The sequence below is a fragment of the Aminobacter sp. J41 genome, assembly GCF_000526635.1.
Taxonomy (GTDB): Bacteria; Pseudomonadota; Alphaproteobacteria; order Rhizobiales; family Rhizobiaceae; genus Aerobium.
On record NZ_JAGL01000022.1, the window covers coordinates 32185 to 57620 of the forward strand.

Annotated in this window: 29 protein-coding genes; 17 read left to right on the forward strand and 12 right to left on the reverse strand. The window is 62.5% G+C overall.

The genetic code is table 11. From position 1 onward, the window contains the following. Window positions 1-35: 35 nt before the first annotated feature. Together L630_RS0114700 and lgt are read right to left on the reverse strand one after the other, a co-directional pair. Window positions 36-1124: a class I SAM-dependent methyltransferase gene (locus L630_RS0114700; RefSeq protein ID WP_024849006.1), complete on the reverse strand. Its 1089-nt coding sequence runs from the start codon at window positions 1122-1124 to the stop codon at window positions 36-38. Beyond that, window positions 1121-1960, reverse strand: coding sequence for a prolipoprotein diacylglyceryl transferase (gene lgt, locus L630_RS0114705; RefSeq protein WP_024849007.1), 840 nt, complete (start codon window positions 1958-1960; stop codon window positions 1121-1123). The genes L630_RS0114700 and lgt overlap by 4 nt, the downstream gene beginning before the upstream one ends. 141 nt (window positions 1961-2101) lie before the next feature. On the opposite strand from lgt, the gene L630_RS0114710 reads away from it, so the two are divergent. From L630_RS0114710 to L630_RS0114720, 3 genes are all read left to right on the forward strand, one after another. Then, entirely contained in the window at window positions 2102-2410 is a 309-nt protein-coding gene (locus tag L630_RS0114710) for an accessory factor UbiK family protein (RefSeq protein ID WP_024849008.1), read from the forward strand. 341 nt (window positions 2411-2751) lie between these two features. After that, entirely contained in the window at window positions 2752-3252 is a 501-nt protein-coding gene (locus tag L630_RS0114715; RefSeq protein ID WP_024849009.1) for a YbjN domain-containing protein, read from the forward strand. Window positions 3253-3256: 4 nt separating this feature from the next. Further along, window positions 3257-3616 carry a tRNA-binding protein gene (locus L630_RS0114720; protein WP_024849010.1) on the forward strand — a complete coding sequence of 120 codons (360 nt, stop codon included), beginning with the start codon at window positions 3257-3259 and terminating at the stop codon, window positions 3614-3616. 24 nt (window positions 3617-3640) lie between these two features. Here L630_RS0114720 and L630_RS0114725 read toward each other — a convergent pair whose 3' ends face one another. From L630_RS0114725 to L630_RS0114735, 3 genes are read right to left on the reverse strand one after another with little or no spacing between them, the layout of a single operon-like run. Then, window positions 3641-5056, reverse strand: coding sequence for an ATP-binding protein (locus L630_RS0114725; protein ID WP_024849011.1), 1416 nt, complete (start codon window positions 5054-5056; stop codon window positions 3641-3643). Between the two features lie 33 nt (window positions 5057-5089). Further along, window positions 5090-5794, reverse strand: a complete 705-nt coding sequence (locus L630_RS0114730; RefSeq protein WP_024849012.1) for a response regulator transcription factor — start codon at window positions 5792-5794, stop codon at window positions 5090-5092. Window positions 5795-5850: 56 nt separating this feature from the next. Then, on the reverse strand, window positions 5851-6381 hold the full coding sequence (locus tag L630_RS0114735; RefSeq protein ID WP_024849013.1) for a MarR family transcriptional regulator: 531 nt from the start codon (window positions 6379-6381) through the stop codon (window positions 5851-5853). 247 nt (window positions 6382-6628) lie between these two features. On the opposite strand from L630_RS0114735, the gene L630_RS0114740 reads away from it, so the two are divergent. The 3 genes from L630_RS0114740 to L630_RS0114750 all read left to right on the forward strand — a co-directional run bounded on the left by L630_RS0114740 (window position 6629) and on the right by L630_RS0114750 (window position 8755). Next, window positions 6629-7522 carry a branched-chain amino acid aminotransferase gene (locus tag L630_RS0114740; protein ID WP_024849014.1) on the forward strand — a complete coding sequence of 298 codons (894 nt, stop codon included), beginning with the start codon at window positions 6629-6631 and terminating at the stop codon, window positions 7520-7522. Between the two features lie 148 nt (window positions 7523-7670). Beyond that, window positions 7671-7955, forward strand: a complete 285-nt coding sequence (locus L630_RS0114745) for a hypothetical protein (protein ID WP_024849015.1) — start codon at window positions 7671-7673, stop codon at window positions 7953-7955. A gap of 161 nt (window positions 7956-8116) precedes the next feature. Further along, entirely contained in the window at window positions 8117-8755 is a 639-nt protein-coding gene (locus tag L630_RS0114750; RefSeq protein WP_024849016.1) for an MBL fold metallo-hydrolase, read from the forward strand. Between the two features lie 110 nt (window positions 8756-8865). On the opposite strand, the gene L630_RS0114755 is transcribed toward L630_RS0114750, so the two are convergent. Then, window positions 8866-9078, reverse strand: coding sequence for a cold-shock protein (locus L630_RS0114755; RefSeq protein ID WP_024849017.1), 213 nt, complete (start codon window positions 9076-9078; stop codon window positions 8866-8868). A gap of 615 nt (window positions 9079-9693) precedes the next feature. Between L630_RS0114755 and L630_RS0114760 the strand changes: the two genes are divergently transcribed. The 4 genes from L630_RS0114760 to L630_RS0114775 all read left to right on the forward strand — a co-directional run bounded on the left by L630_RS0114760 (window position 9694) and on the right by L630_RS0114775 (window position 13904). After that, window positions 9694-9906: a cold-shock protein gene (locus L630_RS0114760; RefSeq protein ID WP_024849018.1), complete on the forward strand. Its 213-nt coding sequence runs from the start codon at window positions 9694-9696 to the stop codon at window positions 9904-9906. Between the two features lie 160 nt (window positions 9907-10066). Beyond that, the gene (gene uvrB, locus L630_RS0114765; RefSeq protein ID WP_024849019.1) at window positions 10067-12994 is read left to right on the forward strand and encodes an excinuclease ABC subunit UvrB; all 2928 of its coding nucleotides are present in this window, start codon (window positions 10067-10069) and stop codon (window positions 12992-12994) included. Between the two features lie 117 nt (window positions 12995-13111). Further along, window positions 13112-13531 (forward strand): VOC family protein, encoded by a 420-nt coding sequence (locus L630_RS0114770; RefSeq protein ID WP_024849020.1) that lies wholly within the window; start codon window positions 13112-13114, stop codon window positions 13529-13531. A 22-nt stretch (window positions 13532-13553) separates the two neighbouring features. After that, window positions 13554-13904 (forward strand): DUF1428 family protein, encoded by a 351-nt coding sequence (locus L630_RS0114775; protein ID WP_024849021.1) that lies wholly within the window; start codon window positions 13554-13556, stop codon window positions 13902-13904. 3 nt (window positions 13905-13907) lie between these two features. Here the strand turns inward: L630_RS0114775 and L630_RS0114780 are convergent, their stop codons facing one another. Next, window positions 13908-14135: a hypothetical protein gene (locus L630_RS0114780; protein WP_024849022.1), complete on the reverse strand. Its 228-nt coding sequence runs from the start codon at window positions 14133-14135 to the stop codon at window positions 13908-13910. A 202-nt stretch (window positions 14136-14337) separates the two neighbouring features. On the opposite strand from L630_RS0114780, the gene L630_RS0114785 reads away from it, so the two are divergent. Next, window positions 14338-14730 (forward strand): acyl-CoA thioesterase, encoded by a 393-nt coding sequence (locus L630_RS0114785; protein ID WP_024849023.1) that lies wholly within the window; start codon window positions 14338-14340, stop codon window positions 14728-14730. 6 nt (window positions 14731-14736) lie between these two features. Here the strand turns inward: L630_RS0114785 and L630_RS0114790 are convergent, their stop codons facing one another. Then, window positions 14737-15099: a helix-turn-helix domain-containing protein gene (locus L630_RS0114790; protein WP_024849024.1), complete on the reverse strand. Its 363-nt coding sequence runs from the start codon at window positions 15097-15099 to the stop codon at window positions 14737-14739. An 89-nt stretch (window positions 15100-15188) separates the two neighbouring features. Between L630_RS0114790 and L630_RS0114795 the strand changes: the two genes are divergently transcribed. Beyond that, the gene (locus L630_RS0114795; protein ID WP_024849025.1) at window positions 15189-15791 is read left to right on the forward strand and encodes an NAD(P)H-dependent oxidoreductase; all 603 of its coding nucleotides are present in this window, start codon (window positions 15189-15191) and stop codon (window positions 15789-15791) included. 76 nt (window positions 15792-15867) lie between these two features. Here the strand turns inward: L630_RS0114795 and L630_RS0114800 are convergent, their stop codons facing one another. Both L630_RS0114800 and L630_RS0114805 read right to left on the reverse strand, forming a co-directional pair. Then, window positions 15868-17178 carry a hemolysin family protein gene (locus L630_RS0114800; protein WP_024849026.1) on the reverse strand — a complete coding sequence of 437 codons (1311 nt, stop codon included), beginning with the start codon at window positions 17176-17178 and terminating at the stop codon, window positions 15868-15870. 171 nt (window positions 17179-17349) lie between these two features. After that, a complete protein-coding gene (locus L630_RS0114805; protein ID WP_084466064.1) occupies window positions 17350-18042 on the reverse strand; it encodes an extensin family protein in 693 nt (230 codons plus the stop codon). 184 nt (window positions 18043-18226) lie between these two features. Between L630_RS0114805 and L630_RS0114815 the strand changes: the two genes are divergently transcribed. The 3 genes from L630_RS0114815 to L630_RS0114825 all read left to right on the forward strand — a co-directional run bounded on the left by L630_RS0114815 (window position 18227) and on the right by L630_RS0114825 (window position 20331). Beyond that, window positions 18227-18577, forward strand: a complete 351-nt coding sequence (locus tag L630_RS0114815) for a DMT family protein (RefSeq protein WP_024849028.1) — start codon at window positions 18227-18229, stop codon at window positions 18575-18577. A 191-nt stretch (window positions 18578-18768) separates the two neighbouring features. Further along, entirely contained in the window at window positions 18769-19242 is a 474-nt protein-coding gene (gene greA / locus L630_RS0114820) for a transcription elongation factor GreA (RefSeq protein ID WP_024849029.1), read from the forward strand. A gap of 6 nt (window positions 19243-19248) precedes the next feature. Next, window positions 19249-20331 carry a glycosyltransferase family 4 protein gene (locus L630_RS0114825; RefSeq protein WP_024849030.1) on the forward strand — a complete coding sequence of 361 codons (1083 nt, stop codon included), beginning with the start codon at window positions 19249-19251 and terminating at the stop codon, window positions 20329-20331. Between the two features lie 12 nt (window positions 20332-20343). Here L630_RS0114825 and L630_RS0114830 read toward each other — a convergent pair whose 3' ends face one another. Then, window positions 20344-20817 (reverse strand): Lrp/AsnC family transcriptional regulator, encoded by a 474-nt coding sequence (locus L630_RS0114830; RefSeq protein WP_024849031.1) that lies wholly within the window; start codon window positions 20815-20817, stop codon window positions 20344-20346. A gap of 252 nt (window positions 20818-21069) precedes the next feature. On the opposite strand from L630_RS0114830, the gene trxB reads away from it, so the two are divergent. Then, window positions 21070-22044: a thioredoxin-disulfide reductase gene (gene trxB / locus L630_RS0114835; RefSeq protein ID WP_024849032.1), complete on the forward strand. Its 975-nt coding sequence runs from the start codon at window positions 21070-21072 to the stop codon at window positions 22042-22044. A 32-nt stretch (window positions 22045-22076) separates the two neighbouring features. Next, window positions 22077-22973 (forward strand): LysR family transcriptional regulator, encoded by an 897-nt coding sequence (locus L630_RS0114840; protein WP_024849033.1) that lies wholly within the window; start codon window positions 22077-22079, stop codon window positions 22971-22973. A gap of 304 nt (window positions 22974-23277) precedes the next feature. Here L630_RS0114840 and L630_RS0114845 read toward each other — a convergent pair whose 3' ends face one another. Then, window positions 23278-25329, reverse strand: a complete 2052-nt coding sequence (locus L630_RS0114845; RefSeq protein WP_024849034.1) for an elongation factor G — start codon at window positions 25327-25329, stop codon at window positions 23278-23280. Window positions 25330-25436 lie beyond the last annotated feature (107 nt).

Below are 25436 nucleotides of genomic sequence, written 5' to 3' on the forward strand. Positions count from 1 at the left end.
GCGGCGCGGATCGTGGGGCAGGGGGCGGGTGAAAGTCAATCCGCCGGATCGAAGCCCGGCAGCGCGACGTTTTCGGGCGACACTGCCAGCACCTTGAACAGGCTGCCCATCTGGACCGGGCCGGCAAGGCGTTCGACTTCGCCGCGCAGCCGCTCGCGAACGTCTTCGCCAGCCTTGCTGCCGAGAGCGCCGGCGCGTTCGAGCAGACCCATGCGCAGGAGGAAATCGCCTTGCGTGCAGAGCCGTGGCCTGAGCCCACTGGCTTGAGCCACCGCGGCCAGTGCGGCGAAGTCTACATGGGTCGTCAGGTCCGCCTCGCCGGGATGGGCGAAGACGTCGTCATAAGCATGAGCCTTCATCGCCTGCAGCGTGTCGGCGAAGCCGGGCTCGAGGTGGCCGTAGTCGATGAACAGCCCGGCGCCGCCGTTCGTCGCAATGCGCGTCGAAAGCTCCGCCATCAGCGCCGAGCGGGCAGGCGCGGCCTCGAAGATCGCGCCGATCTCCGCCTCCTTGCCGGTAGGTAGCAGCGCCAGATCGATGCTGGCCAGACCCGCGGAGAAGCAGAGTTCGCCAGCCTCGTCGAGCGCGACCATGCGTTCGCGCCAGCCCTGTTCGGTATTTACGAACTGGCGCACCGGCATTGCGTCGAACAGCTCATTCGCGATGACGAAGAGCGGACCATCAGGCAGGTCGGAAACCTGCGTGTACCAGCTCGGCTTGGCGCGGCCAGCAGTCGCGAACCTTTCGCGCTGGATTTCAGTGAGCCGCGGGCTCGCCTCGATCAGCGCAATGCGCGCCGTGGCGATGAAGCCGGGATCGAGCCGGTCGATCGTGCGCAGCATGTCGATCATCAGCGTGCCGCGGCCGGGGCCGATCTCGGCGAAGGTGAAGGGCACCGGCTTTCCAGCGGCGATCCATGCGGAATAGGCCCAGACGCCGACTAGCTCGCCGAACATCTGGCTGATCTCCGGCGAGGTGATGAAGTCGCCGGAGACGCCGAACGGCTCGCGCGTCGTGTAGTAGCCGTCTGTCGGGTCGAACAGGCACATTGCCATGTATTCCGAGACCGAAATCGGCCCGGTGGTGGCAATCAGCTGCTTCAGTCGTTCCTTCAGCGCCGTCATGCGGGCACCGACCGTGCGCGCAGCATCGCCCAGATGCCGATTAGCACCATCGGGGTCGACAGGATCATGCCCATCGTCAGCCAGTTGCCGGCGAGATAGCCGATATGCGCGTCCGGCTGGCGGAAGAACTCGACAAAGATGCGGGCGCAGCCATAGCCCGCGATCATCGCGCCGGCGACGAAGCCGGGCTGCTTCAGCTTGAGCGCAGAATGGGTGAGGAGGCGCAACAGGAAGAACAGCACGAAGCCTTCGAGGAAGGCCTCGTAGAGCTGGCTCGGATGGCGCGGTTCCGGCCCGCCGTTCGGGAAGACGATGCCCCACGGCACGTCGGTCGGGCGGCCCCAGAGCTCGGAATTGATGAAATTGGTAATGCGGACCAGCCCAAAGCCGACGGGAGCGCTTGCGGCAATCACGTCGAACAGGCTCCAGGGGCTAAAACCGCGCTTCAGCGCGAAGGCGATCATGGCGACGGTGACGCCGGTGAGGCCGCCGTGGAACGACATGCCGCCTTCCCAGACCGCGAAAATGCTGGCCGGGTTCTCGGCGTATTTGGCAAAGTCGTAGAACAGGATGTAGCCGAGGCGCCCGCCAAGAACCACGCCGGCCGCGGCCCACAGCAGGAAGTCATCGATGTCCGTTGCCGTGATTGGCGAGCCCTTTGGACCCCAAAGCTTCGGATTGGTGACGATGCGCTTGGCGTACCACCAGCCGAACAGCAACCCGACCACATAACCCAACCCGTACCAGTGGATCGCGAGCGGACCGAGCTGGAGGATGACCGGGTCAATCTGGGGGAAGGGCAGGGCAGCGAGAGGCAGGAGAAGGTAGTCGCTCAAGTCTGGATTCCCGGCCGGTTGCGCTCGTTCCCATATGATCGCGCGATCGGATCAGGTCAAGGCGCGGGCCTTTCCATTCGCCTTGCATTCGCTGGCACAGGGCACTACTTCCGTCCTGTATTCTCTAGCGAGGCTTTTGCCATGACGACCGGACCGAACCGCATTCTCGATGAATTTGCCAAGCTGATGACGGATGCTGCGGGTGCAGCTCAGGGCGTGCGCCGGGAAGTCGAGACGGCGTTCCGCAGTCAGGCCGAGCGCATCCTGAACTCCATGGACGTGGTCCAGCGCGAGGAGTTCGAGGTGGTTCGCGACATGGTCCTGAAGCTGCGCGCCGACAACGAAAAGCTTGCAAATCGAGTCTCTGAACTCGAGGCACAACTGGGTGCGGCGGCGTCAGGTACTGCCGAAACTGCCAAGTCGGGCTCGCGGACGAAAAAATCTTCCTGATCCGGGCAGTTTCTTTTCCACATCCCGTAAGGTGAAAAAAGCGTTACGGCAGAGTCGGTTAGACTCTGCCTTTGAATCAGGTTCTGAATCTCTATCCACACCCGGTTCGCCAGTTCCCCAAAAAAGGGGCTGTTCACGCGACTCTGCATCAATAGACTGAATTTGTTGCATGATTCGAGACGCTGATTTGACGCCTCGAAGGCAACGGGTGGCTTGGCCCGGACGAGCATTGTGTGCGTAGCTCGCCTCCGGCCTTCCTTCTGTACCGGTGTTTCATAGCGGATGCGCTCCATGTGAACGCATACGGTGCCCTTATTATTGCCTGTGGGAAGAGACTCTTCATGAGCCTGCTTGAACTGGACCTTGCTCGAGATCTGCATCCGGTGGACGTCATCGAGCATGTGGCCAACATGAACGACTGGTCCTTCGAACGCACCGGGGACGATGAGATCTCGATTTCCGTGATCGGAAACTGGACCGACTATCACGTGTCCTTTTCCTGGATGGAGGATTTCGAGGCTCTCCATCTGGCATGTGCCTTCGATCTCAAGGTGCCCGAGAACCGGACCCTCGAGGTGATGCGCCTGCTGTCGCTCATCAACGAACAGATGCTGTTCGGCCACTTCGACCTGTGGGAACAGGCAGGCGCGATCATGTTCCGCCAGTCGCTGCTGCTCGCAGGCGGCGCGGAGCCCACCAGCCAGCAGGTCGAGGTGCTGCTGTCGTCGGCGCTCGAGGCGTGCGAGTGCTACTTCCAGGCGTTCCAGTTCGTCGTCTGGTCCGGCTCGACCGCGCGCGACGCGCTCTCCAACGTCCTGTTCGAGACCAAGGGTTCCTGCTGACACCATGAGCGGGGGGAGTGAGCTTCGTCCGCCGATCGAATATGCGGACTTTGACCGGGTCGACATTCGCGCCGGTACCATCATCGAGGTCGAGACTTTTCCGGAGGCCCGCAAGCCTGCCTACAAGATGAAGATCGACTTCGGGCCGCAGATCGGCGTGAAGAAGACGTCGGCCCAGATCACCAGGCACTACACGCCCGAGACGCTTGTCGGCCGTCAGGTGATGGCGGTGGTGAATTTCCCGCCGCGCCAGATCGGCAGGTTCATGTCGGAAGTGCTGACGCTCGGCTTTTCGGACGAGAACGGCGACGTGGTGCTGGCCGCCATCGACAAGAAGGTGCCGAACGGCGGCAAGCTGTACTAGCAGCCTGCCTCCACGACACTTTGATCAAGCCGGAATGCGGATGATCGCCCTGAGGCCGCCCAGAGGGCTGTCCTCGAGCGTGATGTCGCCGCCGTGGCTGCGGGCGATGTCGCGCGCGATCGAAAGCCCGAGGCCGGTGCCGCTGGCGTCCAGGTTGCGCGCCGTGTCGAGGCGTAGGAACGGCTTGAAGACATCCTCGCGCTTCTCTGGCGGGATGCCCGGGCCGTCGTCATCGATGACGATGAGCAACGAGCCGCGCGCATGCGAGGCCTTCACCTCGATGTTCCTGGCATAGCGCATCGCGTTGCCGACGATGTTGGACAACAGGCGCGAGAAGGCGTTCGGACGTACGTGGATTTCCGGGCTGCCGGATAGTGACGTCGTCAGCGTGCGCTTGCGCAGCCGTGCCTCCTCGACGAGCTTTTCGAGGAATGCCGCAAGATCGAAAGGCCCAGGATCCTCGCCGCCTTCGCCGCGCGCGAAGGCAAGGTAGCCCTCCAGCATCGACTGCATGTCGTTGATGTCCTGGTCCAGCGCCTCGCGGTCTGGCCTGTTGCCGCCAAGCGCAAGTTGCAGCTTGAACCGGGTCAGGATGGTGCGCAGGTCGTGGCTGACGCCGGTGAGCATCGCCGTGCGCTGCTCGATCTGGCGCTCGATACGTTCGCGCATCTGGATGAAGGCGGCGCCGGCGCGCCGGACCTCCTCCGCGCCACGCGGGCGGAAATCGGCGGGCATCGGCCGGCCCTTGCCGAAGCTTTCGGCGGCCTCCGCGAGCTGCAGGATCGGGCGGATCTGGTTTCGCAGAAACGCCACCGCGATGGCGAGCAGCACCACCGACGTGCCAGCCATCCAGAGCAGGAAGATGTGCGTGTTCGACGCGTAGGTATGGCTGCGGCGGGCAAATACGCGCAGCACCTTGTCCTCAAGGCGGATGCGGATCTCGACGATGCTGGAGTTGCCGACGGTATCCAGCCAGAATGGCCGGTTGATCTGCTGGGTGATTTGCTCGCTGAGCGTCTGGTCGAGGATCGAGAAAAACGGCTTTGGCCCCGGCGACGGCAGCGGGTCGGGTGGCAGGATGTCGATGCGCATCTGCAGCCGCTCCTGGGCGATGCGGACGATTTCCGTCTGGTCCTCGGTGGTTGGCCAGGTCTCGATCATGTCGATGACCGCCGCGATGTCGCGCACGACCGCGGTCGACAGGCGTACCGTCACCGTCTGCCAGTGGCGCTCCATGAAGACGAAGGCCACCAGCGACTGGAACAGGATCATCGGCGCGATGACGATGATCAGCGAGCGCGCATAGAGGCGCTTAGGCAGATACCGCTGGAAATTCGGCAGCAGCCGCCGCAGGCCACGGAGGAGGGGATAGATTCGGGAGCGGACCCGCTCGGCACGCAATCCGGCACCGCGGGAATCCGTGGTTTCGGAACGTGCCATGCTGCCCTTTCTGTCGCTTCGTTGCCTGCGTCGCTACTCGACGCTGAGGCGATATCCTACACCGCGCACGGTCTGGAGCCACACCGGATTGGACGGATCACGCTCGATCTTGCGCCTGAGGCGATTGATCTGGACGTCTATGGTGCGTTCGCCGACCTCGGCATCCGAGCCGACCAACTCGTGGCGCGGGATCGTCTCGCCGGCGCGCTGGGCGAAGATTGCAAGGATTTCCTGCTCACGATCGGTGAGTTTCAGCGGCTGGCCGCCTTTCTTCAGCTCGCGCTTGGCGATCTGGAATGTGTAAGGCCCGAACACGATCTGCTCGAGCTTCGGCACCGGCTGCGGCCCGCCACGGCGCAGGATGTTGCTGATGCGCAGCAGCAGCTCGCGCGGGTCGAAGGGCTTGGAGAGATAGTCGTCGGCGCCGGCCTCAAGCCCCTCGACGCGGTTGTCGGTCTCCGACAGCGCGGTGAGCATGAGGATCGGCACGCTCTTTTCCTGGCGGAGCGCCTGCGTCAGCTCGACGCCGGTTTCACCAGGCATCATCACGTCGAGGACAATCAGGTCGAAGTCGAGGCCGACCAGCTTGCGGCGCGCCTCGTCGGCGCTGCTCGCAATGGTCACGCGATAGCCGTTTTCGGTAAGAAACTGCTTCAGCAGGGTCCTGATGCGGGTGTCGTCGTCAACCACCAGGAGGTGAGGGGCATCGTCGCCCGGAATCTGAGTATCTTGCGTCATCGCAGGTACATCCTCGCCCTTACTCATACTCACCGAATGCGCTTGCGCCTGATGGTCTACTCCTGACCCGTCCGAGATACCCTGTCTTTCGGAGCTGCCGCGATCTGGGCGCGCGAATCCGGGTTCATCATATCCAACAGAAACCGCTCGATCACCGCGCGGTCACGCGGGGACGTTTCAGCAAGTGCCCGTGCAATGCGGCGTGACTGCGGCATCGCCAGGTCCATTGCCAGCTTGCGGCCTTTTTCCGTCGGGTGCAATTCACGCTGCCTGCGATCGCGCGGTCCCGGCACCTGGACAATATAACCGCCGTCGATCAGCTGCTTGAGAACGCGCGCAAGACTCTGCTTCGTGATCTTCAAGAGTTCCAGAAGCTCCGCCACTGTGAGGCCGGGCCGGCGATTGACGAAGTGGACGATCCGGTGATGGGCGCGTCCGAAGCCATATTGCGCAAGCTGTTTGTCAGGGTCCGACGTGAAGTCGCGATAGGCGAAGAAGAGCTGCTCGATGATCGCGAAGTCGATGTCGGCCGCCGTTTTCTCCGTCTCGGATTCGGCAAAGGCCGCCGTGGCTTGCTCGCTGGTCATGTCACCTCAGTCATCTTGCCGTCCGAATATGTCAGTGATGTTGACATATTTTTGTCCGGGTGGTAATTTTTGTCAATGTTCGACGCCCGCGGCGAATGAATTTGAAAGCGGGGCACCCGCTTTCGGAACTTCCTTCAATGCGCTGCACGGTCAGGCATACTACTAGAATTTTTCAAGCTTCGGGTTAGCGAACCGCGCAGCCCGCGTCTAACAAAAACAGGCCTCAAAGGCCCCTAGGGAGAACATTATGGCATCCGTTCCTTTCGACCAGCTTGACGGTCACATCTGGATGAACGGCGAGTTCGTCAAATGGGCTGACGCAAAAATCCACGTCCTGACCCACGGCCTCCACTACGCCAGCGCCGTTTTCGAAGGTGAGCGCGCCTATGGCGGCGAGATCTTCAAGCTCAACGAGCACACCGAGCGCCTTATCGAATCCGGCCGTATCCTTGGCTTTGAGATTCCCTATACCGCAGAACAGATCAACCAGGCCTGCCGTGATCTTCTGGTGAAACAGGGCTTTACGGACGCCTATGTTCGCCCGATCGCCTGGCGCGGTTCTGAATCGATGGGCGTTTCGGCCCAGAACAACCGCATCAATGTCGCGATCGCGATCTGGCAGTGGCCGAGCTACTTCGACCCGGCGACCAAGATGAAGGGCATCCGCCTCGACATCGCCGAGTACCGCCGCCCCGACCCACGTACGGCGCCGTCGCGGGCGAAGGCCGCCGGCCTCTACATGATCTGCACGATGTCCAAGCACGCCGCCGAGGCAAAGGGCTACGCTGATGCGGTGATGCTCGACTGGCGCGGCCAGGTCGCTGAGGCGACTGGCGCGAACATCTTCTTCGTCAAGGACGGCAAGCTGCACACGCCGACCCCGGACTGCTTCCTCGACGGCATCACCCGCCGAACCGTCATCGGACTCGCCAAGGGCCTTTGCATCGATGTCATCGAGCGGGCGATCATGCCGGAAGAGATGGCGGACTTCGAGGAGTGCTTCCTTTGCGGCACTGCAGCTGAAGTCACCCCGGTTTCCGAGGTCGGACCGTACAGCTTCACGCCGGGCGCACTGACCAAGAGGCTGATCGACGCCTATGAGGCCGAGGTCCAGCCGAAGCGTGCGCAGGCCGCGGAATAAGTCTTTCGCCCGATTTTGGAGTCGAGAAGGTAGTAATCCCCGGCTTTTTGCGGGGGATTTTCTTTGTGCGCTTTGACAAGCAGGCACAAGAAGAATTCACATCGTTGATGGGGGGCACAAGAGCCGGTCTTTCAGGGAGGGAACGAAAGTGGAAGCTCTTCTACCTATCATTGTGCAGGTCATTGCCGGTGTCGTCGGAGGTCAGGCCGTCGGCGCTGCGATGAAGCAGGCAGCGATGAGCCAGCTGCCGAAGCTGCTAAGCGGCGCCATCGGCGGCGTGGCTGGCGGCCAGATCCTTGGCGCGCTGCTTGGGGGCGGTGCCGACGCAGCGACTGGTGGCGCGCTGGGCGGTCTCCTCGGTGACCTGGTCGGCGGTGCGGGCGGTGGCGCGATCCTTACGGCGATTGTCGGCGCGATCATGAAGAAGTCCTGAGGCAACCGATTGACAGAAGAGGGGCGGCCACGGCTGCCCCTTCCTGCCTACGCATGCTGCCGAAGGTTGCGCCTTTCCCGACCGTCGCGGGGTTCCCAGCAAAACGGCTTCGACTTACTGCCGAATTGCTCTAAGGACGGGGCAGAAAAGAGGAGACAGTCATGGGCCAACTTCGCGCCGGGATCATCCCTGTCACGCCGTTCCAGCAGAACTGCACCATCATGTTCGACGACGAGACGAAGCGGGGAGTGGTTGTCGATCCGGGCGGCGACGTCGAGCACATCGTCGCGGCTATCCGCGAGAACGGCATCACCATCGAGGCCATCTGGATCACCCATGGCCACCTAGACCATGCCGGCGGGGCTATGGAGCTCAAGGAAGAGTTGGGCGTCGACATCATCGGCCCGCATGAGGCCGACAAGATCCTCCTCGACAACATCGAACTTTCCGCCAAGAACTACGGCATCGGCGGCATGCGCAACTGCACGCCGGACCGCTTCCTCTCGGAAGGCGAGGTGGTCTCCTTTTCGGGCCATGAGTTCGAGGTGCTGCACTGCCCGGGCCATGCGCCGGGCCACGTCGTGTTTTACAATCGCGCCGCGAAATTCGCCCATGTCGGTGACGTGCTGTTCCAGGGGTCTGTTGGCCGAACCGACCTGCCAGGCGGCGACCACGAGGCGCTGATCCGCTCGATCAATGAGAAGCTTCTGCCGCTCGGTGACGAGATCGGCTTCATCTGCGGCCACGGTCCCGGCAGCCGCTTCGGCGATGAGCGCCGGACCAACCCGTTCCTGCGATAGTTGTTTGATAGGGAAGGTCGGCCGGAGGCTTGCCTGAAAATAAGAAACACGCGCCAGATACAGTAGCGCGTGTTTCAATCAATGCCCGTCCGCGGCGTGTGCTCGCAGTCTTAGAGGACCGTGAGGTTCACCGCCTTCGGACCCTTGCCGCGCTTGTCCGGCTCGGTCTCGAAGGTGACCTTCTGTCCGTCCTCAAGGCCCGGCAGCCCCGACGCCTGGACGGCAGAGATGTGCACGAACACATCCTTGTCGCCGCCTTCAGGCGTGATAAAGCCGAAGCCCTTGGCGTGATTGAAAAACTTTACTGTTCCACTCTGAGGCATAGGGATGCTCCTTATCTCCCGCTACTTAGTCCCTGCGGGCGACACCCGCGGCGTTCTGGGCATTCCTGGGGGAGAAGAAGAGGCATTCGCGCGCCGGGGTCTAGCCGAAACCCTCTCATTTCGCGGTCACTGGTGAAGCTCTGCAAATTTTGCGTGTCCTGCAATGGTGGCTGCACCAGTGTTTCCTATTCCAGTCTCCGGGCCGGCAAATGCCCGAACGGAAGAATTTGTCCTCGATTTTGCAGTTACGGGCAAGCAAAAGATTTGCCGGAAATCATAGTATAACAAAAACAACAATATAGCTGCGGCAGCCCTGCGGAAAACTCCCAGCCGTCCAACCCGGAATGGTGAATTGTTATGGAGAATGCCGATCCAGTGGGGGCGTGCGGGGTCAAATTTTTCTTGGTGCGGCGCAAGAATTGCGTGCCGCAAGGGCGGCTTTCCGTGCTTGCGGCGCTCCCCAAATCATGCCATGCTGATGACGTTCGGGCATTTGCTACCCGGAGACTGGACCGTTTTGGACGACCTTTCCCCGACTTCGTGAACTCTCGACACCCGCGACCCTGCACACGTCGTGCAGACGCAGCTTACCAAAGGGAACAGGAGCTTTCCCCTATGGCCCAGACCGGCACCGTTAAATTCTTCAATGCAACCAAAGGCTTCGGCTTCATCACGCCTGATGGTGGCGCGAAGGACGTTTTCGTCCACATTTCCGCTGTCGAGGCTTCGGGTCTGCGCACCCTCGTTGATGGCCAGAAGGTCACCTTCGACACGGAGCCGGATCGTATGGGTAAGGGCCCGAAGGCCGTTAACCTGTCGGCTGCATAAGAATCCGACCGAGTTTTGAAGGGCGGCGCGAGCGATCGCGCCGCCTTTCGCATGCGTAGCGCTGCCTTCCTGACAACCTGCTGTCAGGATCACGTGAATTGACCGATGGCGCGACCCGGCGCCTCTTTCCATTTCCGCTGCCGCCGCCCATATTCCCGCCATGGCTAAGTCTCCCGACAAGAAGTCCGCTGCGACCCGCCCCGGCTCGCGCGAGCGCAAAGGTCCACTGACAGATTTTCTGGATGCCTCGGAGCAGATGAACCCCGAAGGGTTCGGGGAGGCGCCGCAGGCCGACCTTGAGGGAACGCCGCTGTCGGGATCTATCTCCGACTGGGCGCGGCAGATCTCCGAAGAAGCGGAGAAGAAGACCAGCAAACCGCGCAAGAAAGTGCCCGAACGGTCGAGTGCACCCACGCGCTCGGCGCGCGGCACGTCGATGGGTGGCGCTGCTTCCCCGCGCGAACGTGCGGCTGCCGGTCTCAATCCCGTTGCCGGACTCGACATCGCGCTTGAGGATGCGGAGTCGATCTCCTCTTCCGGCGTGACCGCGACCGTTGCGGCGCTGACGAAGCTGATCGAGGGCGGTGACCCGAACCTGCGCAAGGAGGCGTGGGTGCCGCATCGCCCGGCTCGGCCGGTGAAGTCCGAGGGCGGCATTCGCCTGAAGATGGAGACGCCGTTCCAGCCGTCAGGCGACCAGCCGACGGCGATCCGCGATCTCGTCGAAGGCGTAAACAGCAGCGAACGGACACAGGTCCTGCTCGGCGTCACCGGCTCGGGCAAGACCTTCACCATGGCGAAGGTGATCGAGGAGACGCAGCGCCCGGCGCTGATCCTTGCACCCAACAAGACGCTGGCGGCGCAGCTCTACGGCGAGTTCAAGAGCTTCTTCCCGAACAATGCCGTGGAGTACTTCGTCTCGTACTACGATTACTACCAACCGGAAGCCTACGTTCCGCGCACCGATACCTACATCGAGAAGGAATCCTCGATCAACGAGCAGATCGACCGGATGCGCCACTCGGCGACGCGATCGCTACTTGAGCGAGACGACGTCATCATCGTTGCTTCCGTGTCGTGCATTTACGGTATCGGTTCAGTCGAGACCTATACGGCGATGACCTTTCAGATGGAGGTTGGCGACCGGCTCGACCAGCGCCAGCTGCTCGCCGACCTCGTCGCGCAGCAGTACAAGCGCCAGGACATCAACTTCACGCGCGGTTCGTTCCGCGTGCGCGGCGATACGATCGAACTGTTCCCGGCCCACCTTGAGGACCGCGCCTGGCGCATCTCGCTCTGGGGTGACGAGATCGAGGCGATCACCGAGTTCGATCCGCTCACCGGTCAGAAGACCGGCGACCTCAAGAGCGTCAAGATCTACGCGAACTCGCACTATGTGACCCCGCGGCCGACGCTGACGCAGGCGATCAAGTCGATCAAGGAAGAGCTGAAGCACCGGCTTGCCGAGCTCGAGCGGGCAGGGCGCCTGCTCGAGGCGCAGCGGCTTGAGCAGCGCACCCGCTTCGACCTGGAGATGCTCGAGGCGACCGGCTCGTGCGCGGGCATCGAAAATTATTCGCGCTACCTCACGGGGCGCGCGCCAGGCGATCCGCCGCCGACGCTGTTCGAATATGTGCCGGACAACGCCATCGTCTTCATCGACGAGAGCCACGTCACGGTCCCGCAGATCGGCGCAATGTATCGTGGCGACTTCAGGCGCAAGGCGACGCTTGCCGAATATGGCTTCCGCTTGCCGTCGTGCATGGACAACCGTCCGCTCCGCTTCGAGGAGTGGGATGCAATGCGCCCCCAGACCATCTGCGTGTCCGCAACCCCGGGGAACTGGGAGATGGAGCAGGCAGGCGGCGTGTTCGCCGAGCAGGTGATCCGCCCGACTGGCCTGATCGACCCGCCGGTCGAGGTGCGTCCGGCAAAGAGCCAGGTCGACGATGTGCTCGGCGAGATCCGCGAGACGACCGCCAAGGGCTATCGCACGCTGTGCACGGTGCTCACCAAGCGCATGGCCGAAGACCTCACCGAGTACCTGCACGAGCAGGGAGTTCGCGTGCGCTACATGCACTCGGACATCGACACGCTGGAGCGCATCGAGATCCTGCGCGACCTGCGGCTCGGCGCGTTCGACGTGCTCGTTGGCATCAACCTGCTGCGCGAGGGCCTCGATATTCCGGAGTGCGGCCTCGTCGCCATCCTTGATGCGGACAAGGAAGGTTTCCTGCGTTCGGAGACCTCGCTTATCCAGACCATCGGCCGTGCTGCGCGTAACGTCGACGGCAAGGTTGTCCTTTATGCCGACCAGATCACCGGCTCGATGGAACGCGCGATGGCGGAGACCAACCGCCGCCGCGAAAAGCAGCTCGCCTACAACGCCGAGCACGGCATTACGCCGGAGAGCGTGAAGCGGAACATCGGCGACATCCTCGACTCGGTCTACGAGCGCGACCACGTCCGCGCCGACATTTCTGCATTCACCAAGGGCGGCAAGGACAACCTGGTCGGGAACAACCTCAAGGCCCATCTCGAATATCTCGAGAAAGAGATGCGCGACGCGGCCGCCGACCTCGACTTCGAGAAGGCGGCGCGGCTGCGCGACGAGATCAAGCGCCTGCGCGAGACAGAGCTGGCGATCTCCGACGATCCGCTGGCGCGCGAGGCCGATCTCGTCAGCCCGGTTTCCGGCCAGCAGAAGGGCCGGCACAACAAGGGCGTCGCGAAGCACCGCACTGCCGAGGAACAGGAGCGCATCCAGCAACGCCGCGAGGCGAGGGAGGCCGGCGAGGCTGCGAAGGCTGCCCGCTCGAACCTTTTCCGCAAGCCCGATCTCGACGAGATGGGTACCTCCGGCGACCACGCGGTTCCGGCGAGCCGCGGCAGCCTGTTCCGCAAGAACTCGCTCGATGAAATGACCGTCGGTCGCACGGAAAAGCCCGTGCCGGGCAAGCTGCCGGTGAAGCCCGAGGATCCAAAGCCGATCAAGCGCGAGCGTACCGGCATTGGATCCTATGAGGACCCGGCTGACGTGCGCAAGGAAAGCCGGCGTTCACGCAAGACCGGACGTCCCGGCCGCTGATCCTGGTGCGCCCCGGCGATCTCGCTGATGGGCGCATCAAATTTTTTCATTTCCTGCTGTCGGCTCGTTCCTCCATCATTCGTCCTGTGGCGCATAAAGCCAACTGGAGGAAGTTGAATGTCCGACCAGCAGTTCCCGCCTATGCCGCCTGCCAAGAGCGGCCTTGTTCCCTATCTCGAAGTCGAAGGCGCCCTGAAGGCCGCTGAGTTCTACAAGAAGGCCTTCGGTGCCGAGCAGGCATTCGCCGTTCCCCCAGACGAAAACGGGAGGACGCTGCATGTCCATCTTTACGTCAACAATTCCTCGCTGATGCTTTCGGACGCTTACCCTGAGCATGGCCATCCGCATGAGCCGGCGGCGGGCTACACGCTGCAGCTGATCCTCAAACCCGACGAGATCGACAGCTGGTGGCAGCGGGCGGTCGATGCCGGATGCGAGGTGGTGGTGCCGCTGGACGTGATGTTCTGGGGCGACCGCTGGGGCAACTTGCGCGACCCCTTTGGCGTTTCGTGGGCGATGAACGCGCCGGTCAGCTAAGCAAATTCCTGGGAGGAAACAGATGTATGTCGACGGTTTCGTGATCGCGGTGCCGAAAGCCAATATCGAGCGCTACAAGGAGATGGCGACACTGGGAAAGAACGTATGGATTGAACATGGCGCGCTTTCCTACGTTGAAGCCATCGCCGACGACGTACCGTATGGCGAGATCACTTCTTTCCCCCGTGCGGTTCAGGCTAGCGAGGATGAGACAGTTGTCTTTGCGTGGATCACTTACCCGTCACGGGAGAAGCGCGATGAAATCAATGCGCAGGTGATGCAGGACCCGCGCATGAAAATGGACGACTGGAAAGGTATCTTCGACACCCAGAGAATGATTTACGGCGGCTTTGAGGTCATCGTCGGGAGCTGACGGTTAACGCAGCTCCTGTAAACCTGCAGTGACCATGTTCAGCGGCAGACGGCCGGAGCGGAATGCGGCATAGACGCGTTCTGAAACGGCTCTTCTGCGCGCAATCTCCCGGGCTGTTATGCCGAGTTCCCAGCATACGGCGTCGATAACTGGCTGCGTCAGGGCCAGTTCATCCGGCGACAGTTTTTGGCCGAGTAAAGTTACGTTCTCCGAGTGGTGCCTGGCGGGCATCTGATCCTCCCTGGTGGAGCGATGTTCGGGCGTCGCTCGCCTTGTTATCCCCGCCACAAAATGAGTGTATCGCGGTTTTGCACATCATCAAGAAGCATTTTCAGATGCCGCTTTCGGTGTAACCCGTTGCGCCTTCCATGCCGCTTGTTAATCCTTTCGCTCACGGCTACCTCTGGTTGCCCAGCAAAAGGAGAGCATCTGCATGAATCGCCATGACGTCAAACCGGTCGGCGAGCTAACCCTGCGCACCCTCGCGATGCCGGCTGACGCGAACGCGGCCGGGGACATCTTCGGCGGCTGGGTGATGGCGCAGATGGACCTTGCCTGCGGTATCCGCGCCGCCGAGCGGGCGAAGGGCCGGGTGGTTACCGCCGCGGTAAAGGAAATGTCTTTTGCTAAGCCGATGAAGGTCGGCGACACGCTCTGCATCTACATCGACATCACCAGGGTCGGCCGCACCTCGATGACGCTTCGCGTCGAGGCCTGGGCGCAGCGCTATCTGTCGGACCTGATGGAGCGGGTGACGCATGCCGACTTCGTCATGGTTGCCGTCGACAAGGACGGCGTGCCGACGCCGGTGCCTCAGGAAGACTGATCCTCACTACGCTTCGTCGTCGAACTTCCGCCGCGCCTCATTGATGTGGCCGATGTTTTGCCGCGCCCAGTCGCCCAAGGCCTTGACCGGCTCGCGCAGGCCGCGGCCAAGTTCGGTGAGTTCATAATCGACGCGCGGCGGGATGGTCGGATAGACAGTGCGCGTCACCAGCCCATCCCGCTCCAGCCCGCGCAGCGTGGTCGTCAGCATCTTCTGCGAGATGTTGCCGATCAGGCGCCGTAACTCGCTGAAACGCATCGGCCCGTCGCTCAGCAACTCGACCACGAGGACCGTCCATTTGTCGCCCACCCGGGAGAGCACGTCGCTGACGGCGCGGCAGGCGGTTTCGTCACGGTGACTCAGTGTCAACAAAGTGCCTCCTTGTCCGCTGCGTCAATAGTTTCATATCTAGTGTCAGTATCATTTAGATACCAACTTGGCGCGAGAAGGACTTTACCATGGCCAAACCCAAAATCGGAGTGATCATCGGTTCAACCCGCGAGGGGCGTTTCGGCGATAAACCTGCAGAGTGGATTGCGGAGCTGGCCAGGGAGACGGGCGAGTTCGATGTCGAGATCGTGGATCTTCGCGATTTCCCGCTGCCGTTCTTCGAGGATCCGGCATCGCCGGCATGGGCTCCGTCCAAGTCGGACGTGGCGCGGTCATGGCAGCAGAAGGTCGCCAGCTTTGACGGCTACATCATGACCGCCGCCGAGTACAACCACAGCCCCAGCGGCGTTCTCAAGAACGCGCTCGACTATGCCTACAACGAGTGGAAGAACAAGCCGGTCGCCTTCGTTGGTTACGGCGGCGTTGGCGGCGCGCGCGCTGTCGAGCAGCTGCGCCTGATCGCGATCGAGCTGCAGATGGCGCCCATCCGCACCGGCGTTCATATCGTCTGGGCCGACTACGCGCAGATCGCCTCCGGGGAGAAGAAGTTCTCCGACATGCCGCACCTCGTCCAGAGCGGCAAGGACATGCTTAACCAGTTCGCCTGGTGGGTGAACGCGCTGAAGAACGCCCGCGAGGCGAGCGCCCAGCATCAGGAAGCGGCGGAATAATCGCCGCACGTGTCACCAAGAGAAAAAGGCCGGCATTGCTCCGGCCTTTTTTGTTCTTAGAGATTGCAAGGACTGCTCAAGCGACCACGCCCCGGTGCGTTTTGATGAGGCGGGTTGCAAGGATCTTGTCGATGCGGCGGCCGTCAAGGTCGACCACTTCAAAGCGCCAACCGAGGGCATCAACATACTCGCCGACTTCCGGCAGCTTGTGCATGTAGGACAGCACGAAGCCCGCCAGAGTCTCGTAGTCCCGCTTCTCAGGCAGTTCGATGTGCAGAATGTCGGCCATCTCGTCGGTCGGCAAGTAGCCGGCCAGCAGCCATGACCCGTCCGGACGTTCGACGGCTGCGGGCTCTTCCTCTTCGTCGAGGTCCGACTTGAAGACGCCGACAATCGTCTCGAGAATGTCGGCAGGCGTCACGACGCCTTCGAAATTGCCATACTCGTCATGGACCAGTGCCATCGGCGTGGCGGCTTCCTTGAGCGTCGTCAGCACGTCGAGCGCGTCGGCTGTGTCGTGCACGATCGGCGCCGGGTGGATCAATTCGGACAGTTCGAACGGCTTGCGCTCGACCAGCATCGCCAGCACCTCGCGCGCTTTCACGACGCCGACCATCTCGTCGACGCTGCCGTTGCCGACAGGCAGCAGCGAGCGCGGGGTCTCGACCAGCTTCTTGCGCAGGGTCGACTTGCTGTCGGTGAGGTCGATCCAGTCGACTTCGGTACGCGGCGTCATCAGCGCGCGCACGCTGCGATCCGCGAGGCGCATGACACCGGCGATCATCTTGCGCTCGTCGCTCTCGACGACGCCGTGGCTCTCTGCCTCGGCGATCAGGTTGACGATTTCCTCGTCCGTGACCTTTGAGCCGCCTTCCTCATTCTGGCCCAGGAGGCGAAGGACCGTTTTGCCGGAAATGTCGAGCAGCCAGACGAGCGGCGCTGCAACGATCGACAGAAGGCGCATGCCGCCGGCAACGCGCGAGGCGACAGCCTCCGGATTGCGGAGGGCTATCTGCTTCGGAACCAGTTCGCCGATGATCAGCGAGCCATAGGTGATAAGCGCGACGACGAGACCAACGCCAAGGGTGCCGGCAACGCTGGCCGGCACGCCAACCGAAAGCATCCATTCGGACATGCGCTGACCGAGCGTTGCGCCCGAAAAGGCACCCGACAGGACGCCAACGAGGGTGATGCCGATCTGAACGGTCGACAGGAAGCGACCCGGATCGGCCGCGAGTTTGCTGGCGACGGCAGCGCCGGTATCTCCCTTCTCGGCCATCGCACTAAGGCGGGATGGACGGGAGGAGACGACGGCCAGCTCCGACATGGCCAGAAGTCCGTTGACGCAGATGAGAACTACGACGACAGCGATTTCAAGGTATAGCATTTGCGTGAGATAACATCCGTCGCAGCGTTAAGCGACAGGGATTTTGGGCGAGGCCCGCCTGTCAGCGGCAGGCGGGCGCCCGAGAGACAGGGAAGCGGCCAGACCTTCACCGAATGGATGACGCGGCAGGCGTAAGTGAAAGCTCGGCGACAAGCTCCGCAGGGCAGGCGGCTATTTGCAATAGGTGCCGCCGTTGCGCCGCTCCGCGAGATCGAAGTGGAGGTGGTCGGCGTGATCGGCATCGCTTCCGGGCCCCAGCACCGTCTTGAACGGCCCGCAGGCCTTGTCCCGCAAGTGCTTCAGCAGCCGGGCGTGATTGGGCCTCGACTTGCCGTAGTCACGGATCTCGTATGTGTCGCCGTCCTTCAGGACCAGCGCCGAGAGATCGAGCGCATTGCCGAACGCATGTTCAGACAGCTTCTTCGTGCCGTTGCGGGGACGGCAGACATACCCGGATGCCTGGTTGATCGCGACCAGGTCGCTGCCAAGTTCCTTTCGCACGGCCGGACGCACCGTGTCGCGGACGTAGCGGGCGGCCGCGAGTGCCATCGGGCAGGAGAGCGTCGGGGCAGGGCGAATGTCCACGCCGCCGCCGAGCGAGGAAACCTCGAGCGGACTCGATACCCGGCAGCCGCCCGATCGGATGGCCGGCAAGCTTTTGAACTCGACGCCCAGCTTCCGCAATTCGGCGTGGCACTGCTGCTCCGATCTGGAGACGCCGCTGTCAGCCTTTGCTTCGGGCTTCGCGATGGCTTTCGGGCGGGGAGGTGGCGGTGACATCGTCTCCGGCAGCTCATCGCCGGAGGCGGGAAGGGCCGACAGGATGATCAATAGGGTGAACGCGCGCCGGTTGAAGATCCTCATGACTCCGGAAGGTGGCGCAGGAATCGATCGCGACCAGCGCCGGCGCGATCACATGGCGTGACGGCATGTTGCGATTCTGTTTGGGCGGCAGCGGCCGAGCCGCGCACGGCACCTGATTTCAGATGACAATTTGCCCTGAACCTGCGCAAAGACGGATCGTCAAAGCCCTTGTTCGGGAATCGTCATGTCGCTGCTTCTCTCACCCAAGGTATTACCGGTACTTCTTCTTCTGGCATCCAACGTCTTCATGACGTTTGCATGGTACGGACACCTGAAATTCAAGACGGCACCGCTTTATGCCGCCGTGATGTTCAGCTGGATGATTGCGCTGGTCGAGTACTGGCTGGCGGTGCCTGCGAACCGAATCGGCCATGGCGTGTATTCTGCCGCCGAGCTCAAGACGATCCAGGAGGTCATTACTCTGTGCGTCTTCGTAGTTTTCTCTGTCTTCTACCTGAAGGAGGCGATCACGTGGAACCATGTGCTGGGGTTTGCGCTGATTGCGGCGGGGGCGGCCGTCATCTTCCGCGCCTGACGCTTTTGTGGAAGCGGTGGGTTGGCGGCGGCGCCCCGCGAAATTGTTCGTGAAAACTCACTCAAACTTGCTATATTTAGCCCTGAACATGCGTTGAACGGTTCGTTGGCCAAGGCTGCCGAGCCGTTTTATTTTTGTCTCAACCCCGGAGAGAAAGGGGGTTGGTGGATGTGCAGGAAAGGTCGACTGAGATGAACAAGGTCCCGATGACGGTCCGCGGATTCGAGGCGCTGAAGGAAGAACTGCGCTGGCGTCAGCAGGAGGAGCGTCCTCGCATTATCGAGGCCATCTCCGAAGCCCGGGCTCATGGCGACCTGTCCGAGAATGCGGAATACCACTCCGCGAAGGAGGCGCAGAGCCTGAACGAGGGTCGAATCAACGAGCTTGAAGACCTGATCGCGCGCGCCGATGTCATCGACGTGTCGAAGCTGTCCGGCGACACCATCAAGTTCGGCGCCACGGTCGTCCTCGTCGACGAGGAGACCGAGGAAGAGAAGACCTACCAGATCGTCGGCGACCAGGAAGCCGATGTGAAGGCCGGCCGCATCTCCATTTCCTCGCCCATCGCGCGCGCGCTGATTGGCAAGGGTGTCGGCGACGAGATCGAAGTGAACGCACCCGGCGGCGCCCGCGGCTACGAGATCGTCGAGCTGCGCTGGGTCTAGACCCCGGTGACCTCCGAAAAAACGCATGAGGCCACCCGCGTCGACCCGGCGCGGGTGCGTGTCATTGTGCCCAACTTCAAGCGGCGCCTGTCCGGCGTGACGAGCACGATCATCCAGCTCGTTCCGCTGCAGGTGAAGATGATTGGGCTTGCGGCGCTGGGGCCTGGCCTGCCTGCGCATCTGCCCAAGCTGCGCTGGTGGCAGGTGCCGGCTCTGCTGCGCCGCCCCGTTGGCGGCGGCGTGCGTGTCTGGCATGCGCGGCGCAATGTCGAGATGATCGGCGGGCTGATCCTGCGCGACATCTTTCGCGCGCCGATGAAGATCGTCTTCACCTCGGCCTCGCAGCGCCACCACAAGCGCCTTACCCGCTTCCTGATCGACCGGATGGATGCGGTCATCGCGACCAGCAACAAGACGGCGGCGTACCTGGAAGTGCCGAATACCGTGATCATGCACGGCATCGACACTGAGCGGTTCCACGTGCCCGCGAACAGGGCGGAAGCGGCGAAGGAAGTAGGGCTCGATCCGACCCGGCTCTATGCCGGCTGCTTCGGTCGTGTGCGCCACCAGAAGGGCACGGACCTCTTCGTCGACACGATGATTGCACTGTTGCCCCGTTATCCGGAATGGTCGGCGATCGTTGCAGGCCGGGCGACTGCGCAGCACCAGGAATTCGAGGATGGCCTCAAGCGCCGCGTAGCTGAAGCTGGCCTTTCCGACCGCATCCTCTTCGTCGGCGAACATACCGACATCGACCGCTGGTACCGCGCGCTGTCGCTCTATGTCGCGCCGCAGCGCTGGGAAGGTTTTGGACTGACGCCGCTGGAAGCAATGGCGAGCGGTGTGCCGGTCGTGGCAGCTGATGTCGGCGCGTTTTCCGAGCTGGTGCCTTCAGAGGCCGGCGTCATCATTCCGCCTGGGGACGGCGAGGCGATGGTCCGAGAAGTCGAGCGCTACCTGGCCGACAACGAGCTGCGAGAGCGGCAGGGCGTCGCCGCGCGGGCGCATGTCGAACGGGATTTCCAGCTGATCGGCGAAGCGAAGAAGCTCATCGCCATCTATGAAGGGTTGATGGGGCAGGGGCGCTAGGCGCCGGTCCCGTCAGCCGATTGCGACCGCGCCTTCGTCCTTGACCGGCCTGATGGTCAGCGCGGTACGCACGGTGCCGACATTCGGCGCCGAGGTAAGTTCCTCGATCACGAAGTTCTGGAACGTCGCGAGATCGCTGGCCACGCAGTACAGCATGAAGTCGGATTCGCCCGATACCATCCAGGCCTGCCGTACGATCGGCCAGGCGCGGGTGAGCTCAGCGAATTTCTTCAGTTCGGTTTCGGACTGATTGTTGAGGCCGATGGAGCAGAAGGCTACGACATCGAACCCGAGCTGCGACGTGTCGAGGATGGCGCGGTAGCGGCGTATGATGCCGGCGTCTTCCAGTCGCTTTACCCGTCGAAGGCATGGCGGCGCCGATATCCCCACCCGGCGCGACAGTTCGACATTTGTCATCCGGCCGTCTTCCTGAAGCTCTTTCAGGATTTTCCAGTCGATGTTGTCGAGGTCGGCCTTGATGGGCATGTCGTGTTCCGAGGTGGCTGAGGGGTGTGCAGACGAGTGAGGTTGACGCTAGCCAGAATCGCCGCACGCCTTGGGGATTTGAAGGCATTGTGCACCGCCGCTGGCAGACAGGCAAACCTATCCCCAGAGATTGCGGCACGCAACAAATCGCCGCCTTGCAAGCAGTGCATACCAACACCTAGATTAGGCATCATCCAGCATACCAATTTGTAGCCGCGCCGAGCATGCGAAGGCGGGGAGTAGGGTAACGACATGACCGCGACACACGCGCCCGTTCTGATCATCGGTTCCGGCCCGGCCGGCTATACAGCCGCCATTTATGCAGCACGCGCAATGCTCGAGCCGGTGCTGATCGCAGGGCTGCAGCAGGGCGGCCAGCTCACCATCACCACCGACGTCGAGAACTATCCGGGTTTTGCCGAGCCGATCCAGGGCCCCTGGCTCATGGAGCAGATGCGCGCGCAGGCCGAGCATGTCGGCGCCAAGATCGTTTCCGACCTCGTCACCGACGTGAATCTCGACGTGCGTCCGTTCGTCGTTTCGACCGATTCCGGCACGACCTACACCTGCGACGCGCTGATCATTGCCACCGGTGCGCAGGCGAAGTGGCTGGGCCTGCCGTCTGAGCAGACCTTCATGGGCTTCGGCGTCTCGGCCTGCGCGACCTGCGACGGCTTCTTCTATCGCGGCAAGGATGTGGTTGTCGTCGGCGGCGGCAACACGGCCGTCGAGGAGGCGCTGTACCTTGCCAACATCGCAAAGAGCGTCACCGTCGTGCACCGCCGCAACGAGTTCCGCGCCGAGCGGATCCTGCGCGAGCGCCTGGCGATGAAGGAAAACGTCAAGGTCATCTGGGACCACGAGGTCGACGAGATCCTCGGAGAGGTGCGTAAGGCGCCGCTGCCGCCGTCAGTCACGGGGCTCAGGTTGCGCAACGTTCAGACCGGCGAACTCACCGAGATGTCCACCGATGGCCTGTTCGTGGCGATCGGCCATGCGCCGGCAGTCGAACTCTTCAAGGGCAAGCTGAAGCTGAAGCCGAACGGCTATCTCTGGACCGCGCCGGACTCCACGGCAACGGATGTCCCTGGCGTCTTTGCGGCGGGCGACGTGACGGATGACGTGTACCGTCAGGCGATCACGGCGGCGGGCATGGGCTGCATGGCAGCACTCGAGGCCGAACGCTATGTCGCTGAACTCGAAATGCACCGCGAGGCTGCAGAGTAAGCCTCAGAGGGTTTTGGAAGGGAACAGCGGATATGGCACTCGACTGGGACAAGCTGCGCGTATTCCACGCGGCCGCCGAAGCCGGGTCATTCACACATGCTGCCGAGGCTCTGCGCCTGTCGCAGTCCGCAATCTCGCGCCAGGTTAGCGCGCTGGAGCAGGATGTCGGCGTTCCGCTGTTCCACCGCCATGCGCGTGGTCTCGTCCTGACCGAGCAGGGCGAGATCCTCTACCAGACGGCGCATGAAGTGCTAATGAAGCTGGAAACCGTCAGGATGCGCCTGACGGAGGCCAAGGACCGACCGTCCGGCCCGCTGCGCGTGACCACGACTGTGGGCCTCGGTTCGGGGTGGCTTACCGAGCGCGTTCAGGAGTTCCTCGACCTCTATCCCGAGATTCAGCTGCAGCTAATTCTTGCCAACGAGGAACTCGATCTGACCATGCGCCAGGCCGACTGCGCCATTCGCCTGCGTCAGCCGCAGCAGCCGGACCTGATCCAGCGCAAGCTGTTCACCGTGCACTTCCACGTCTACGCGGCGCCCTCGTACGTCAATAAGTTCGGCAAGCCGCGTTCGATGGAGGAGCTCGATCAGCACCGAATCGTTACCTTCGGCGAGCCGGTGCCGACTCACCTGGCAGACATGAACTGGCTGGAGACCGCTGGCCTGCCTGAAGGGCAGAAGCGAACGGCGGCGCTGCAGATCAACAACATCATGTCGCTGAAGATCGCGGTTCAGCGCGGTGCGGGCGTTGCCATCCTGCCGGACTACATGGTCGACAAGGATTCGGGCCTGCTGCAGCTGATGCCGGAGACGGAGGTGCCGTCGTTCGACACCTACTTCTGCTACCCCGACGCGATGAAGAATCAGGTGAAACTGCATGTCTTCCGCGATTTCCTGCTCGCGAAGGCGCGTAGCTGGAATTTCTGAGACGTCCTTGGGCGTTTTGCTGCGAAACCGGGCATCTTTCGGAAAAAGCCTGCCGCGACGGCAGGCTTTTTTGTTCCAGGTCAGCTATGCTGCATCCGCATAGGTGCATTGCGAAAGAGATTGCTTGCAATTTGAGCAGGAAGCGCCCATATCAACGCCATCTCCCGGGCGCGTTCCTCCTCCCATTAGCGCCCGCGAGTGTTCCCCTCTGGAGGTTTAGCCTAACGGCACTTCCAATAACTCAGCCGGGTCTTTCCAGATCCGGCTTTTTTTCTGTCTTAAATCAGCCTGTTGGAGCCGGCGGCTAGGCAGCAACCTTCTTTGCCTGGCTTTGAATCACCTCGTCTGCCAATCTCCCGGTCAGTTCAGCAAGGTGATCAAATTTTGCGCAGTATGACGCCGCGCCAAAGGTCGCCGAGCGCAGCTCAATGATGAGGTCGCCGATTTCCGACTGCGGGATCGTCGCCTCGACGATGTCCCAGCCTTCCCACCCAGGCCGTGCGTCGTAGCCAAGAATCTGCCCGCGCCGCTGCGGGACGATGCCGGTGATCTTCGCGGTAGCTTCCGACGGGGTGTAGATCTCGACCTTCAGGATCGGCTCCAGAAGGACCGGCGAGCAGTTTCCCATGCCCTCGCGCATCGCGAGCCGCGCCGCTTGCTGGAATGCCATGTCCGACGAGTCGACGGTATGGTAGGAGCCGTCTGCGAGGTTGACCGCGATGTCGACGACCGGAAAGCCAAGCGGTCCGCATTTGAGGTAGTCGCGAATGCCGGCCTCTACTGAGGGAATGTACTGCTTGGGCACCACGCCGCCGGTGATCGTGTCGGTGAACTCGAAACCCGAGCCACGTGGCAGCGGCTTGATGTCGAGGAGGACGTCGCCGAACTGGCCATGCCCGCCTGACTGCTTCTTGTGGCGGCCGCGTTGAGTCGTGCCCGTGCGGATCGTCTCGCGGTAGGGGATGCGCGGCGGCTGGGTGTCGACCGCGATCTGATATTTTCCTTCGAGCCGCTCGACCGTGACGCGCAGGTGCATCTCGCCGTGGCCGGAGACGATGGTCTCGCTGCTGTCCTGGTTCTGCTCGAGGGTGAGTGACGGGTCTTCCTGAAGCATGCGCTGCAGGGCTGCAGTCAGGCGCACGTCGTCCTTGCGTTCCTTAGGCCGCATGGCGAGCGCATAGACCGGTGCGGGAATGTCCAGCGTCACAAGCTGCGGCACGTTCTTGTCGAGCGACAGCGTGTCGCCGGTGGCGATTTCGTCGAGCTTGCCGAACGCAACCGTCTCGCCTTCCTCGGCAGCGGCGAGCTTCTTCTGTTCCTTGCCGAGGAGGCGATAGATGCCGGAGATCTTGCCGCTCGTGCTGCGCGAGGAATAGACCTCCGCGCCGTCAGGAAAGCGGCCGGCGAGCACGCGGGCGATCGACAGCTTGCCGCCATGCGGCGTGTGGCAGGTCTTGAGCACTTGGACGGCCGGCTTGCCGGCCTCGAGGCCGAGCCTTTCGCGTGTGGCGGTCACGTCCGGTGCGTCGTGCCGTATCGCCTTGAGCAGGCGCAGGACGCCGTTTCCCTTTTCCGCGCTGCCGATCAGAACCGGGGTGATGACGCCTTCCCGAAGGTCAGCGGACAGGTCATCGAAGATGGCATCCTTCGGGGGCTCGATCTCATCGAGCAGCTGCTCCATCAGCGCGTCGTCATGGTCGGCAAGCCGTTCGAGCATCGAGAAGCGTGCCTCGACCTCGCGCGCCTTCTCGTCGTCGGGAATGGAAGCGATCTCGCTCGGCGCGTATTCGCGGTAGATGTAAGCGCGCTCCAGGGCGAGGTCGATCGAGCCGATGATGACGCCTTCCTTGCGCAGCGGGATCTGGCGCAGCAAGAGCGGCGTCGAGCTGATCGGCTGCAGCAGTTTGAGGAGGTCGCGCACCCCGACCGTTGCCTTGTCGATCTTGTTGAGGAACAGCATGCGCGGGAGGCCCATGTCGTCCAGCTGGCGCATGATCAGCTGCAGCGCGGGGATCTTCTTCTCGTCGGGCTCGGCGACGACGACCGCGAGGTCGCAGCCGGCGAGAATGGGCTGGGACTCGAAGGAAAATTCGATAGAGCCCGGGCTATCGATGAATGTGATGCTCTCGTCCATGAACTCGGTGGTGGCGACGGTCGCCTCCACGCTCATCATGTGACTGCGGGCCTCGGGTGAATTGTCTCCGACCGTGCTGCCGGAGCCGATCGGGTTCTGGCGGGGAATGGTCCCCGTTCGCGCCAGTAGAGCTTCAAGAAGCGTTGTCTTGCCGCTGCTGAAGGGCCCGACAATGGCTATGCATTTGGGGCCCTTGCAACGTTCTCCGGCTCTGGTGCCCATGATGACCAACCTCCATCCCACTTGTTCCTCATGAGCGGCGGCCGGTCTTCGACCGTCGCGTGGCAGCGACGGCGCGGCGGCCGTGGCTGGCCATCACGCATGCAAAC